The organism is Alicyclobacillus sp. SO9, from assembly GCF_016406125.1.
GTDB lineage: Bacteria > Bacillota > Bacilli > Alicyclobacillales > Alicyclobacillaceae > SO9.
In genome coordinates this window covers 317,713-332,017 of the sequence record NZ_CP066339.1, presented here as the reverse complement: position 1 = coordinate 332,017, position 14,305 = coordinate 317,713, and the positions used below count along the sequence as shown (strand labels likewise).

Here is a 14,305-nt window from a genome sequence, read left to right as displayed (position 1 = left end):
GGTTCAAGAATTGCATTATAACTGCATTAATTCCTTGCCTCTTAATTCAACCTGTCCTTGGACGAAGTTTTAATCAACGTAGTAGGGTTCTCTCAAGCCTACTATTGAGGTTGGACCCGCTTCTTGTTGAATAGCATACTTGAAGCAGCAGGACGTTGGGACTTTGGTACGATGGAACCTTTCAGCACAGTTCAAGCAGCAGATCGTTCAGGGGTGTTCTGAGACAGGGAACATAGCCCTTGTCGCCAGGACGCACGACCTTAAGCCAAACGCAGTCCATCATTGTGGAATTCATGGATTACTACAACAATTCACGAATGCACTCGAGTCTGAATTTCTTGTCATTTGTTGAGTTTCAGGAAGTCACCGTCCAATAGGCTTAATGCCAAAGTCGGATGTGAAAGTCTGAGAAAGCTCTTGAAAGCGGAAGCTATGTCCAAATAAAAGGGGTCAATCCGTTTCAAAACATTACCGGGTGATACGGTGGGCAACCCCCTAACTCCTTCTCGTACTGATCGGTGATGGCCGAAATACCGATATGAATCACTACATTACTCACAGAGTGCGCCAAGTGAGCTTTAGGCATCCACCCCTTCAAATTCGGTGGCAGTAACATGAGGTGATGCGGGCCCAAGTCACTAAACTTTCTCTCCAAGGATTCGAAGCCTGAAATGTAGATCTCACTACAGGAGGATTTCGTATAACTCCGGGAATTCCTTCTTGGAAGACGCTTCAAAGATTACTTGGGCACGCTCCCACTATAAATTAATGTTTTCTCCTATTTACTCTCTTATTCTCACGATTACGCACCTTGACAATTTGAGAGAGATTACCAGAATGCTAGATGTGCCAATTTTCAAACGGGTAGTCCGTAGCAGGAACAGAGATTGGTGCTATTTTACCAATACATGGTACATAATTATGTTCGCACATTTGGATGTCCACACGTTCCCTTGCGGTTTACCCTCCCATGTCACACTGGGTCTATGCCCTCACATTCCTTCGTACTACCTCTCAAGGGGTGGATGCCGTTTCTTGCTCCTTTACTGGGTCGTTGCCCTTATGGTGTAGATACTACGGCTTATCCGTGCTTCTGTTTGTCTTGGCGATTCATCGTGTACAAGCGAGTAAATCGAACTGACGAGTTTGAATCAAATCGGTTAAGCTGCCACCTGTAGTTGGGACCTCCGAAGTGGCCCCAGTAAATCCTCAGCGTTGTACTGAACTTGCTTTGTCCCCAATGTGTGTAGAACACGAATGAGTTTTCCACACAGCGCAATCAGTGACTGTTTCTTCTTCAAGGGATTGCACGTTCGGGTCGTGTAATAATCGTGCAACGCCTTGAACTCGGCGTTCTTGGCAACCATCGGCAATATGGCTCGAAAGAGTAGTGCCCTGAGCCGGGAGCGACCCCGCTTCGAGATTCCTGTTTTCCCTTTCCTCTTGCCAGAACTGTTCTCTTTCAGATTCAGTCCAGCGAGCCGGATAATCTGCTGTCCATGGTCGTATCCCCGTAGGTCGCCCACTTCAGCCAGGAATCCGGCAAGTGTGGTGACACCCATCCCTGGTACGCTCAGCATCTCTTCAGTGCCTGGAATCTGGTTCAGCAGTTGCTCCACCTGAGCCATGATTTCATCACGCTGCCGAGTGAACATCTCATACTGTTCTAGCAAAGCCATTAGTTCCAACCGAGCTGCCGTAAGCCCCTCTTTCAGACCAATAGACTTTTTAGCGGTACTCACAAGCCGTGTTGCTCGCTTCATACCGACAGCCCGCTTCACACCGCCCCTTTTCCACTGACCCACAATCTCGCTGGCGCCGAGTGAGACGAGGTCCTGTGGAAACGGAGACTTACGCAGTGTGATGAGTGACGTCTTACCTTCCCAGTCCTTAAACACCTGGGTGTATTCCGGAAAGAACCGGTCGAGCCAGTTCTGAATCCGCATTTGCACTTGCCCCAGATTCACCACGACCTTCTCTCTCAGGTTCATGAGGATTCGTAAATCCGCATAGATACCTGTTGGGAGTTTAGGCTCGGTGTACTTGCCGTCCTTGACGAGATTCGCAATAACCTTGGCATCCTTGTAGTCGTTCTTCGTTGGCGAGTTATCTTCCAACTCTTTGCTCTTGTTGACGTGGTGCGGATTCACTAGCACGAATCGAACACTCAAGTCTTGCATGAAGGCACCTAACGGAAACCAGTAGTGTCCGGTCGGCTCAACACCAAAGACGACATCCGTCTTGCCGTGCAGCCGTTGCAACTCCTTCATCCACGTTACGAGTTTCGTCAGGCCCTCATCGTCATTGTTAAAAACACACTCTTTACCGAGCTCAATTCCACGGAAGTCAATGGCTCTCGCCACATGGGTTTGCTTCGCAATGTCGGCTCCCACAATGATGGTAGTGTCGGTAATTTGTTGAATTCGTTGATTTTGCTTCTGTTGGATCTTATACTTCACGTTGAGCGTCCTCCTCAATTAGGGAATGAATGTGTCTGCATTCGGAACCCAGCATACAGGAGGCGCTCTTTTTGTTACAAACCCGAAATTAATTCATTACAGGAATGGCTCCTAGTTTATCTGACAATCGTCGCTAGCAGGGTGCATTTGAAGCAGTAAACCAGTATGTAGGGTTTGTCTCCACGAGACATCTCTCACATGCGATAAAATTCGACGATTAGCGATACTCATTGCTATACTAGGGGCAACCATTTAATCTGTACTCAATTTTAACTTGTGGTAAGAGGTGTTGTTGTGGGACAAGCAGGTCTGGTAAATAAGATGATAGAGGAAAGTCATGTAAGGGAATTAGCGCAGTACGCGAAACAGCTGAAGCAAGTGACGGTCGATGAAGTGACGGAATCGGATCTGTTTCAAATTGGAATCGGTGCATTTTCTCCTCTACAGGGATTTATGTCTGAAGCAAACTATGATTCAGTTCTTGAAACAATGCGACTCGTGAACGGCGAGGTTTGGTCGATTCCTGTCGCTTTACCTGTCTTTGAAGAAGTCGCCGAAGAGATTCAAATCAATGATGAAATATCCCTCGTTCGACAAGATGGTGTTGTTGCAGCCATCATGCGTGTTGAAAGCATCTACAGCCCAGACCTGGAGCATGAAGCAAAGATGGTATACAAAACTACAGACCTGAAGCACCCAGGGGTCCATCGTCTGTTTAACCGGGGCTCTGTATATCTGGGCGGTCCGATTCAGGTCTTCCCCGACGAACGTACGGATGTGTTCTCAGACTATTTCTTTACGCCGGAATATACGAGGCAGCGGTTCAAAGAGCTCGGTTGGAACACAGTAGTAGGTTTTCAAACCCGAAATCCAATTCATAGAGCGCACGAATATATTCAGAAGACTGCACTTGAAACAGTAGACGGGTTATTTCTCAACCCCTTAGTGGGCCCAACGAAAAGTGATGACGTTCCGGCAGACGTCCGCTTGAAGGCATATCAGGCAATACTTGAGAATTACTACCCGCAAGACAAGGTATTCTTTGGAGTCTATAAAGCTGCGATGCGATACGCTGGTCCAAGGGAAGCAATCATGCATGCGTTAGTGAGACGGAACTACGGGTGTACCCATTTTATCGTCGGACGTGACCACGCTGGTGTAGGAAACTATTACGGCACGTATGACGCTCAGAAGATTTTTGACGAATTCACACCGGAGGAACTCGGGATTACACCGCTGTTCTTTGAACATGCATTCTATTGTAAGAAGTGTCTCGGTATGGCCACGACAAAGACATGTCCGCATGGTGAGGCATATCGTGTCATTCTGTCTGGTACAAAGGTGCGACAAATGCTCAGCGATGGGGTTGCACCGCCGCCTGAGTTTAGCCGTCCAGAAGTTGTTGAGGTGCTGATGGAGCACTATACTCAGGTCCAGAAAGTGTAGCTGGATCGACGAGTATCTATCGTAGTACTTAAAATATGGATTTTGACAAAATTGAGACCTGATAACAAAAGGTCTCAATTTTTACTTGTCCGGTTGAAGGAAGTTTGTTCGTTTTAAAGAATTTTACTAGAGCACCTGAAGGTATTATATATTCGTTCTCCTCACTTCCTATATGCATTCGAACGGGAGACAAAGGGCTGAATTAGTTGACGCTGCAAATAGGTTTTGTTTTAACGGTTGTCTCTTTGATGATGGTGGCAATTGTCACGGAAATAGCACGCCCGGACATCATTGTATTTATGACATTGGTTATTTTTATTTTATCGGGTACCCTGCCTGTTGACGAAGCTTTACAAGGTTTTTCTAACAAAGGAATGCTGACAATCGCACTATTGTTCATTGTTGCTGGTGCTGTCGAGAAGAGTGGAGTCGCCGACAAGATGGTTTCCGCGCTACTCAGGAAAAAGTCGTCTGACAGACGGGTCCTTTTAAAGGTGTTAGTTCCTACCTCAATTCTATCGGGGTTCTTAAATAACACACCTATTGTCGTCACATTGACGCCAGTCATAAAAAAGTGGGCTGCAGATAGAGGCATATCTCCATCCAAATTTTTGCTTCCTCTGTCCTATGCCACTATTTTGGGTGGAACCATTACGCTTATGGGGACTTCAACGAATTTAGTCATTAATGGCATGCTTGACAACTTGGGGCTAAAAGAATTTACCTTCTTTCAATTGGCATATGTGGGGATTCCTGCACTTATCGTTGGACTGATATATCTCATTGTATTCGGCTCCAGGATGCTTCCGAACCACAAGGTGATGGAAGACCGGATAGCCGAGCAGAGTCGGGAATACCTATCGGAGATTGTGGTAGAAAATACCTTTCCCCACAATAACAAAACCATTCGCGAAGCAGGGTTGCGCAACTTAAAGGGTCTATTTTTAATCGAAATCATCCGCGGCGCTGAAAAAATATCTCCAGTTCGCTCAACGACTCTCATTAGAACAGGAGACCGGCTGATTTTCACAGGACTCATTGAGACTATTGCCGAACTTCAACATATGAAGGGACTGCGGATAGAAGCAGGCCCTGAATTGACACTGGACGATTTGAAAAACGGCACCTCTCAAGTGGTTGAGGTAGTGGTATCACATCAATCCTCGAATCTGTTGCACAGGAGAATAAGGGATGCGCAGTTTCGGAGTCAGTTTGATGCTGGTGTTATTGCTGTGCATAGAAATGGTGAGCGAATTGAGACCAAGGTTGGTGACATTCGCTTGCGCGCCGGAGACACGCTGCTTCTCCTAGCCGGTCCGGATTTTTACAATCGCGTTCGGCAGTCGAATAGCTTCTACGTTACGACACCGCTCGGCGTTCAGCCTTGGCCAGAAGATAAAAGACAGGGTTGGATCTCTATTATGGTTTTGGTTCTCATGATTGTATTTGTAGCGACTCATGTGTTGACCTTATTTAAAGCAATTTTAGGGGGAGTCGTTGTGTTGCTGGCTACGAAAGCCATTTCCCCCGAAGAAGCCAAAAACAAGGTGCAGTTCAGTGTCTTACTGCTAATATCTAGTGCGTTTGGTGTGGGCGCAGCCATTGTTAGGAGTGGAGCAGCCGCTTGGGTAGCCAATGGACTCGTGAACTTAGGGAAACCTATAGGAGTGCTTGCGGTTCTAGCTATTGTATACCTCATTACAAATGTGTTCACTGAATTTATCACGAACAATGCGGCTGCGGTGATAATGCTGCCAATTGGCCTTGCAATTGCGGCCCAGATGCATGCGAATCCAATGGCATTTATAGTAGTTGTCGCGATTGCGGCATCTGCCAGCTTTTCGACACCTATTGGATACCAGACAAACCTCATTGTTTACGGGCCTGGCGGATACAAATTCAAGGATTACCTTAAGGTCGGTATTCCGTTAAACTTGATTGTAATGCTTATTACAATTTTAGTTGATAAATTCATCTGGTTGCAGCAATAAGGGGGACTTATTTTGGGCGGAAAAAATATAACATGGCATAATTCGAAGGTAAACAAGGGTGACAGGCAGAGGTTGAAAGGGCACAAGAGTGCAATCCTTTGGTTCACAGGTTTGTCTGGAGCGGGTAAATCTACCGTGTCGGTGGAAGTTGAGAGACAACTTCACATGCGCCGCATTAATACGTATATTCTAGACGGTGATAACATGCGTCACGGATTAAACAAAAATCTTGGGTTCAGCCCTGAAGATCGGAAAGAGAACATCCGACGTATCGGAGAAGTATCCAAGCTATTTGTTGATGCGGGAGTTGTCGTCTTGTCGGCATTTATTTCTCCATACCAGGCAGACAGAAATCTGGTCCGCGAACTCGTTGACGAAGATGAGTTCATCGAGATCTACGTGAAGTGTTCCCTTGCGGAGTGTGAGAAACGGGATCCTAAAGGTCTTTACAAAAAAGCGCGTCTCGGTGAGATCAAGCAGTTTACCGGGATTGACGCTCCCTATGAAGAACCGGTGGCGCCAGAATTGGTTGTGGAGACGGACAAACAAACGTTGGATGAATCGGTCCAGCAGGTTATCAGCTATCTGGAGGATGTCGGCTATATCAAGAAGGAATACGCATCACTAGAGTACAACTAAACACTTTGCTAGATATTTCAGATTCATATTTAACTTCTCGGGAGGTATAGCGATGAAGGCACTTATTTTGAGCGGAGGTACAGGCTCCAGACTACGTCCTCTCACATATACAGGGGCTAAGCAACTTATTCCAGTGGCCAACAAACCTATTCTATTCTATGCGATTGAGGCGATTCGGGACGCTGGAATAAAAGAGATCGGGATTATCGTGAATCCTGAAACTGGACCCGATGTTGAGAGGGCCTTGGGTGATGGGGCTGAATGGGGCCTTACTTTTGTTTATATTATGCAGGACGCTCCCAGAGGACTGGCCCACGCCGTAAAAATATCTCAGGATTTCATTGGGAATGAATCCTTTCTAATGTACCTTGGGGACAACCTGGTTCGAGATGGTGTAACAGAATTTGTGGGTAAGTTCCGGTCTTCAAAAGCAAACTCGCTAATTTTGCTCAGTAGAGTTCCAGATCCCCAACGTTTTGGTGTCGCAGAGCTGGATGGTGATCGGATTCTACGGTTGGTTGAAAAACCCAAGGTGCCTCAAAGTGATTTGGCTTTAGTGGGTGTTTATCTTTTCGACTCCTCCATTTTCCACGCTGTCAATCAGATTAAACCCTCCTGGAGAAATGAATTGGAGATTACCGACGCAATACAGTATCTTATAGAGCATGATTATCAGGTCGATTCACACATTATTGACGGCTGGTGGAAAGACACGGGAAAGCCTGAGGACGTGCTAGAGGCGAACCGCATGATGCTGGAGTATGTTGAGGGAAGCATTCACGGAACGGTTGATGAGTCGTCTTCCATCTCAGGTCGAGTTGTTGTGGAGGAAAGTGCTCAAATTAGTCGGAGCGTCATCCGGGGTCCAGTCATCATTGCGTCAGGTGCAAAAATACAGAACGCCTACATTGGCCCCTTTACTTCCGTCAGTAGAGAGGTCACGATTGAAAACAGTGAAGTTGAGAATAGCATCATCCTTGAAGGGACACAGATAGTGGACATTTCGACTCGTATCGACAGTAGTTTGATTGGGAAAAATGTCCGCCTTAATCGTGGCAAACAGAAACCCAAAGCGCTTAATTTCGTCCTCGGTGACAACAGCAGTGTAGAGATCCTATAATTAAAAATTACTGTATTTGAACTAATGCCATGGTGTAACACATGGTTGATGGAGTGAATCTAATGAGGATTGTTGTAACTGGCGGTGCCGGATTTATTGGCAGTAATTTTATTCAGTATATGAGTCGAAAGTATCCAGACTATGAATTGGTCAACGTGGATTCATTGACGTATGCTGGCAACTTAGAAAATTTTAAGGACATTGACAGCCTAGCCAACTACAGCTTTATAAAGGTAGATATCACTGACTCAGAGCAAGTGAGCCAACTGTTTAGTCAGCGGGTAGATGCGATAGTTCACTTTGCCGCTGAATCTCATGTAGATAGAAGTATTTTGGACCCGGGTGCCTTTCTGAAGACGAATGTCATGGGTACTCAGGTTCTGTTGGAAGCTGCCCGTCAACACGGCGTAGGTAAATTTGTGCACGTTTCCACGGATGAGGTGTACGGAAGCTTGGGAGACACTGGGACTTTCAGCGAGAACTCCCCGCTGGCCTCAAACAGCCCATACTCGGCGAGTAAGGCGAGCTCTGACTTGTTGGTGAGAGCCTATCATGAAACGTACGGACTGCCTGTCAACATTACGCGGTGTTCTAACAACTATGGCCCCTATCAGTTTCCCGAGAAATTGATTCCGCTGATGATTTTGAATGCGCTGGAAGGACAGCCCCTCCCGGTCTATGGTGATGGTCTCAATGTTCGAGACTGGCTCCATGTTGAAGACCACTGTGCCGGGATTGATTTGGTTCTTCACCAAGGACGAGACGGAGAAGTCTATAACATTGGCGGCAATAATGAGCGAACAAACATTGAGATTGTGAAGACCATACTCAACTACCTCAATAAACCGGAAAGCTTGATTCGCTTCGTAGAGGATAGGTTGGGCCATGACAAACGGTACGCGATTGATGCAACCAAACTCCGAAGTGAGCTCGGATGGGAGCCACAATATAGTTTCGATACGGGGATTGCTCAAACCATACAGTGGTATCTGGACAATCGAAGCTGGTGGGAACGAGTGCGCAGCGGAGATTATCGCGAGTATTATGAGAAGCAGTATTCGTCAAGGTTGGGTGACAGGTTGTGAAGGCGCTTGTAACAGGAGCGAGAGGCCAACTCGGACGGGATGTTGTGTCTCTATTCTCTCATTACCACGACACGTTTGGATTCGGAAGAGACCAATTGGATATTACAGACGCAGACACCGTGAGAAAAATCATACGAGAGATGGAACCCGATGTCGTTATCCACACCGCCGCCTATACGGCCGTGGATAGAGCTGAAGAGGATAAGCATCAAGCTTTTGTAGTCAATGCACAGGGGTCTCAAAACGTAGCGGCAGCCGCTGCTGAGGTAGGGGCGAAACTCTGTGCAATAAGCACGGACTATGTCTTTGACGGACAGGCCTCCACGCCGTATACAGAGGACTCGAAAGTGAACCCGCAGAGCGTCTACGGCCAAAGCAAGCTGGCTGGTGAAGACTATGTTCGCGAAATAACGGACAGCCATTTTATCGTGCGTACTTCGTGGGTTTTCGGTGTTCATGGAAACAACTTTGTGAAGACCCTGTTGAAGCTTGGTAAACAAGGCAAACCACTTAAGGTTGTGAACGATCAATTTGGAAGCCCCACCTCCACCGCGGATCTGGCTAAGCTGTTGTTAGAGCTTGTAGCATCGAATCGCTTCGGCACTTATCACGCCTCCAACACAGGAGTTTGCTCTTGGTATGACTTTAGCCGGGAGATTTTTCGGCAAGCTGGGATTCAAGTGGAGGTTGAACCCTGCACGACAGAGGAGTTTTCAAGACCGGCTCCGCGGCCTGCTTACTCTGTACTTGCGCATGATGCACTTCGCGAAAATGGGTTTCATCTGCTGCAGCCATGGCAAGATGCACTCCGCGACTTTCTCGGCGATTGGAGTCACTACGAAGATTTGGAGGGAACCAAATGAAGGTTATTACCACGAAGTTAGACGGGGTACTCATCCTTGAGCCTGCAGTTCACGGGGACAACCGCGGTTTTTTCACGGAAAGCTACAATAGCAACACCTTTGCCGCAAATGGAATTGAGTATGACTTTGTACAGGACAACCATTCACTTTCGGCAGACAGCGGCACACTGCGCGGTCTTCATTATCAAGAGGAGCCGATGGCACAGACCAAACTTGTGAGGGTGCCCATTGGGGCCATCTATGATGTGGCCGTGGATATACGAGGGGAATCCCCCACGTTCGGACAGTGGACCGGAGTCATTCTGACAGCAGATAACCACCGACAACTCTTGATTCCGAAAGGGTTCGCCCACGGTTTCTGCACACTCGTACCAAATACCCACGTAATGTATAAGGTGGACCAGTTCTACTCCGCTGCCCACGATGGAGGAATTGCTTGGGACGACCCGGACCTTTCCATTGATTGGCCCACGTCTAATGTCATTCTGTCGGAGAAGGACAAGAGGAGCCAGAGACTAAGAGACATTTAGTCACTAGGAGGCTAACTGTATGCTCAATCAAATTAATATAATGGACATCCTGCGCGTGGCTGTTGAAGCAGGGAACGAGATTCTGTCTGTATATCATTCAGATGATTTTCAAGTGGAACATAAGGAAGATAGCTCCCCTTTAACGCTGGCAGACAAGAAATCACACAACACCATTATTCGGGGGCTCGCAGCTTTAGACGTTGACATCCCTGTCTTGAGTGAAGAGGGGAAATCAATTTCTTATGACGAGAGAAAGGGCTGGGAGTATCTGTGGGTTGTCGATCCGTTAGATGGGACAAAAGAGTTCATTAAGCGCAACGGAGAGTTCACCGTTAACATTGCTTTGGTTCATATGGGCCGTCCGGTTTTGGGTGTGATATACGCGCCTGTGTTGGATGTGCTTTATTACGCCAAAGCAGACGTAGGCTCTTTCAAGTTAGAGAATGCCAAAGAGGCTATCACGGATGCTACAGTACTTGACAAGAAATCTGTAAAACTTCCTTATAAAAGACAAGATGGGAAAATGAATGTGGTAGCGAGTCGATCTCACATGTCTCCGGAGACAGAAGAATATGTGGCCAAAGTTAGGGAGAAATATGGGGACGTTGAGATGGACTCGGCAGGAAGTTCCTTGAAGCTCTGTCTTGTTGCCGAGGGTCAGGCCGAAGTCTATCCCCGATTTGCACCGACCATGGAGTGGGATACCTGCGCGGGACATGCCATTGTGGAGCAGTCTGGGGGAACCGTCCGTCATCCTGAATCGAATGAAACACTGAGATACAACAAGTCTGATTTGTTGAATCCTTGGTTCATTGCCAAACAGAAGGGGTTTGAAGTCTAGAAATTGTGATTCAATCTTTATCTTGGAAGGGCGACGACGTATGATTCTTTCTCTTTCTTCGCTCCCGAATTAAAGGCCCATAGTCCCGAAGATAGGCCTTGTACATGTCATTGGCCTTCCAGATTCCATGCCCTCACGTTGGAATCCACGACATCCATAGGATTGTGCATAATAATGACATAATGAGGTTCAATATTTACATCTCGGAGAATCACTTTCCACAACTGTAATAGAGCTGCCAAAGTCTACACCCATGAAGTTCAAGACTCTGTTCAAGACCGATGTACCGAATGGCTCATGGCCTAGGACAAGGACAGCCTTGCTTTGAGGCCTTTTCAATCGGAGTAAATGGTAGCTCTTTAGGTTAAGGAAACTCCTCCCCTTATCTCTATCCCTCTAGATACTTCTTCGCGGCGTTCTTCAACTGGCCTGGCTGTAAAATGATTTCGTCATCTTTCGCTTGCAAAACGCCGTTGTAGACAAAAGCACCTTTTCCTTTGACCTGGTGATAGTGAATCTGAGAGTTGGGGTGAAAATCCCCTTTTGCGCCAAAAAAGATACTCATCATATCCGCTTTTGTCAGGTTTGTGGCAATGAGGTATTTGGGGAGGGTCTTGAGTTCTTGGGGTACTTTGGAGATGTTTTTGGGCTTCACAAGTTCCTTGGCGATACCAACCAACGCGGACTCCTGGAGTCTCTGACGTCCGTAGTCCGTACCGGGTACGGAATAACGCTCGTGCACAATTTCCGTGGTCAATCGGCCGTTGAGAAAATGTGGCCCCTTGGAAAATGTTTTTCCTTCATCCTGGGAATACCATGCGTGCGTCAACGTGACTTTAAAAGGCAGGTTTATTTGGATACCGCCAATTACATTCACCATGTCCTGCAGTCCCCAGTAGTCGGTTTCTGCGTAATAGTTAATCGGGACGCCTGTCAATTGGGAGATTTCTTTGACGGTGTCGATAATACCTTTCTTGGTGCCGTATTTAGCTTCGTCCATATACTGCACGCTGGTCAGTTTGGTATAGCCGTAAGGCGCGAATTTCACTCTCGCATCCCGTGGTATGCTCAAGAGGTTGTATTGATGGGTGTTAAGGTCGACGTGGACCAGAATCATGGAGTCCGAGTGGCCAAGTTTATGGCCAGGTCGCGTATCAGTGCCAATCAAGAGCATATTAAAGGTTCCGGGTGTAGTACGTGGCGGAGGTGTGGATACAGCGTTGGCTGAGCTTGTGGTGGTATTCGTTGTCTGCTGTGGAGTGCCAATAGCCGGTACGTTGTTAAAGACGTGTTGTGGCTGCAATTGGCCATATTGATAATAGCCAAAGCCTATTCCAGCCACGAGGACGAGTCCAATTACAGTAAATATGTTAATATTGCGTTTCTTGCTCCACCACTTGTTTCTGTTATTCTTCCTGTCCATAGGATTCCCCTTACCATTGCGGCTTTGTATTGCTGCAAGCTATTTTTATATTAGTTCCTTTCGCTGATTCTACCGTTTCTTGTTGGCGTGTGACAAGGGTTTATACAAGTACCGGAGGAGTTTCGGGACCAATCTGGAACCATGCAACAAATGGCTGCTTAGCGGGCGATGGCTCGGGGAAGACGACATATTAACAATTTGTATGTTTTGTTTAGAGAGCGCTAATAGCATTTACCTAACTATCAAACGAGTGCTGGATATATCTTCGGCACAAATTGGACCTATTTTTGCGCAGACTTTAACAACTTCAGACTGAACAACTCTTCCTATCTATGTAAATCTGGCTGTTTGCCGCCGAGAGGATTGGTGGACTCAACTGCATATCCCATCTTTAGAACCTTTCCTTCTCCGAACGCAGGGCCTATAATTTGCGCGCCAACGGGCATTCCCTGATTGAACCCACAGGGTACGGTGAGCGACGGCAGGCCAACCAAGTTGGCGGGCCCGACGAGTCGGCTTAAGTCACCGGAGGATTCCCCGATTTTGCTTGCAATCCCCGGTAGAGTCGGTCCAATGAGTACATCCGCCTTACGGAATGCATCTGTAAAGTCTTGTTCAATCCGCCGCCGCAGTTGTTGCGCCTGCAAGTAATCGACGGCTGAGGGAATCTCCCCCAACTCGAGCAGTTGACGAATTTCTGGAGCAAAGTCTTGTGGACGACGTTTCAGGTTTTCGTGATGTACCGTACTAGTCTCGCAGATATCTGTTATGGTCAACGCGAATTCAGCAAATTTCAAACTGGGGAGTTCCACCGGAGCGACTTTCGCGCCTCTTTTTTCGAGGGTTCGGATGAGTTGCCAGATGAGGTCAGCGACAGTACTATCCACATCTTTGAAGTAGAATGCTTCGTTCACACCCATCACCATGCCCTCGATGTCCTCTGATAAGAACTTGGTGTAGTGCTGGGACGGAACATTGACGGACGAGGGGTCCTGCTCATCGAAGCCAGCAATCACTTCCAGTAGTGCCGCAGCGTCGTGGACGGTTTTCGTCAGCGGCCCAACAGTGTCAAGGCTCCATGCTTCTGGAAAACAGCCTCGTTTGCTGACGCGTCCAAAGGTTGGTTTCAGGCCGACAATACCACAAGCCGATGCCGGAATCCGAATCGATCCAGATGTATCCGTTCCCAGTGTTGCAATGGCCAGATGGGCTGCCATTGCAACTGCTGCGCCGCCGCTTGAACCACCTGGACTTCGACTCTTATCCCAAGGGTTTCGGCAGGTACCAAAGTACGGATTATCGGTCTTACCGCCAAGTGCGTATTCGTCCATGTTCAACTTACCGACGAAGACGGCCCCCGCCTTTGCAAGCCGTGTCACAACTGTGGCGTCATAATCCGGTATGTAGTGAGCATGGATTTTTGATCCCATGGTCGTAAGATGATTTTTGAAATAAATGTTGTCTTTAATGGCGGTAGGTACACCATGCAGTTTCCCGCGATAGCCACCGTGCATCATCTCGTGTTCTGCCTTCTGCGCAGATTGGAGTGCGTCAGTGCTGTAAATCTGAATGTATGCGTGCAGTTCCTCATTGTACTTTTCAATGCGCCTAAGAACCGAGTTTGTCACTTCGACAGGTGAGACTTGACGCGATTGCAGCAACAAAGCAAGTCTGTTGATAGACAGCATTGCCAGTTCCTCAGTCAAACGTGCTCACCCCCGGGACGTACTTCAGTACAATGTCATCTTCTCCGGCAATGGTCTTCTCGAATCCACGCCGCAGCGTGTTGAGTGCTGCCCACTCCTTCGCGAGTTCCTCGTCATCCTCTTCGGAAATGTACAGGCCTTTGCTAGACAGCAACATTCGTATCATCGAGTTCATGATGAATCAACTCCTTGTAACCATTTC

The 14,305-nt window shown here is 47.5% G+C and carries 13 protein-coding genes; 9 read left to right on the top strand and 4 right to left on the bottom strand.

The genetic code is table 11. From position 1 onward, the window contains the following. Positions 1 to 239 precede the first annotated feature (239 nt). Positions 240 to 377 carry an IS3 family transposase gene (locus GI364_RS25270; RefSeq protein WP_370541822.1) on the top strand — a complete coding sequence of 46 codons (138 nt, stop codon included), beginning with the start codon at positions 240 to 242 and terminating at the stop codon, positions 375 to 377. 783 nt (positions 378 to 1,160) lie between these two features. Here the strand turns inward: GI364_RS25270 and GI364_RS01380 are convergent. Further along, a complete protein-coding gene (locus tag GI364_RS01380; protein WP_198853802.1) occupies positions 1,161 to 2,447 on the bottom strand; it encodes an IS110 family RNA-guided transposase in 1,287 nt (428 codons plus the stop codon). 306 nt (positions 2,448 to 2,753) lie between these two features. Between GI364_RS01380 and sat the strand changes: the two genes are divergently transcribed. The 8 genes from sat (at position 2,754) to cysQ (ending at position 10,974) form a co-directional block, all read left to right on the top strand. Beyond that, positions 2,754 to 3,905 (top strand): sulfate adenylyltransferase, encoded by a 1,152-nt coding sequence (gene sat, locus GI364_RS01375; RefSeq protein ID WP_370541821.1) that lies wholly within the window; start codon positions 2,754 to 2,756, stop codon positions 3,903 to 3,905. Between the two features lie 206 nt (positions 3,906 to 4,111). Further along, positions 4,112 to 5,896 (top strand): SLC13 family permease, encoded by a 1,785-nt coding sequence (locus GI364_RS01370; protein WP_198851957.1) that lies wholly within the window; start codon positions 4,112 to 4,114, stop codon positions 5,894 to 5,896. 9 nt (positions 5,897 to 5,905) lie between these two features. Then, a complete protein-coding gene (gene cysC / locus GI364_RS01365; RefSeq protein WP_233096126.1) occupies positions 5,906 to 6,535 on the top strand; it encodes an adenylyl-sulfate kinase in 630 nt (209 codons plus the stop codon). A 52-nt stretch (positions 6,536 to 6,587) separates the two neighbouring features. Continuing rightward, positions 6,588 to 7,655, top strand: a complete 1,068-nt coding sequence (locus GI364_RS01360; RefSeq protein WP_198851955.1) for a glucose-1-phosphate thymidylyltransferase — start codon at positions 6,588 to 6,590, stop codon at positions 7,653 to 7,655. Positions 7,656 to 7,717: 62 nt separating this feature from the next. After that, entirely contained in the window at positions 7,718 to 8,740 is a 1,023-nt protein-coding gene (gene rfbB, locus GI364_RS01355; protein ID WP_198851954.1) for a dTDP-glucose 4,6-dehydratase, read from the top strand. After that, positions 8,737 to 9,603, top strand: a complete 867-nt coding sequence (gene rfbD, locus GI364_RS01350; RefSeq protein ID WP_198851953.1) for a dTDP-4-dehydrorhamnose reductase — start codon at positions 8,737 to 8,739, stop codon at positions 9,601 to 9,603. The genes rfbB and rfbD overlap by 4 nt, the downstream gene beginning before the upstream one ends. Continuing rightward, the gene (rfbC, locus tag GI364_RS01345) at positions 9,600 to 10,133 is read left to right on the top strand and encodes a dTDP-4-dehydrorhamnose 3,5-epimerase (protein WP_198851952.1); all 534 of its coding nucleotides are present in this window, start codon (positions 9,600 to 9,602) and stop codon (positions 10,131 to 10,133) included. The genes rfbD and rfbC overlap by 4 nt, the downstream gene beginning before the upstream one ends. 19 nt (positions 10,134 to 10,152) lie before the next feature. After that, entirely contained in the window at positions 10,153 to 10,974 is an 822-nt protein-coding gene (gene cysQ, locus GI364_RS01340) for a 3'(2'),5'-bisphosphate nucleotidase CysQ (RefSeq protein WP_198851951.1), read from the top strand. Positions 10,975 to 11,362: 388 nt separating this feature from the next. Here cysQ and GI364_RS01335 read toward each other — a convergent pair whose 3' ends face one another. The 3 genes from GI364_RS01335 to GI364_RS01325 form a co-directional block, all read right to left on the bottom strand. Then, the gene (locus GI364_RS01335) at positions 11,363 to 12,397 is read right to left on the bottom strand and encodes an LCP family protein (RefSeq protein ID WP_198851950.1); all 1,035 of its coding nucleotides are present in this window, start codon (positions 12,395 to 12,397) and stop codon (positions 11,363 to 11,365) included. Between the two features lie 326 nt (positions 12,398 to 12,723). Then, on the bottom strand, positions 12,724 to 14,103 hold the full coding sequence (locus GI364_RS01330; protein WP_198851949.1) for an amidase: 1,380 nt from the start codon (positions 14,101 to 14,103) through the stop codon (positions 12,724 to 12,726). Beyond that, positions 14,096 to 14,278 carry a hypothetical protein gene (locus GI364_RS01325; RefSeq protein ID WP_198851948.1) on the bottom strand — a complete coding sequence of 61 codons (183 nt, stop codon included), beginning with the start codon at positions 14,276 to 14,278 and terminating at the stop codon, positions 14,096 to 14,098. Before GI364_RS01325 ends, GI364_RS01330 begins: the two co-directional genes overlap by 8 nt. Positions 14,279 to 14,305 lie beyond the last annotated feature (27 nt).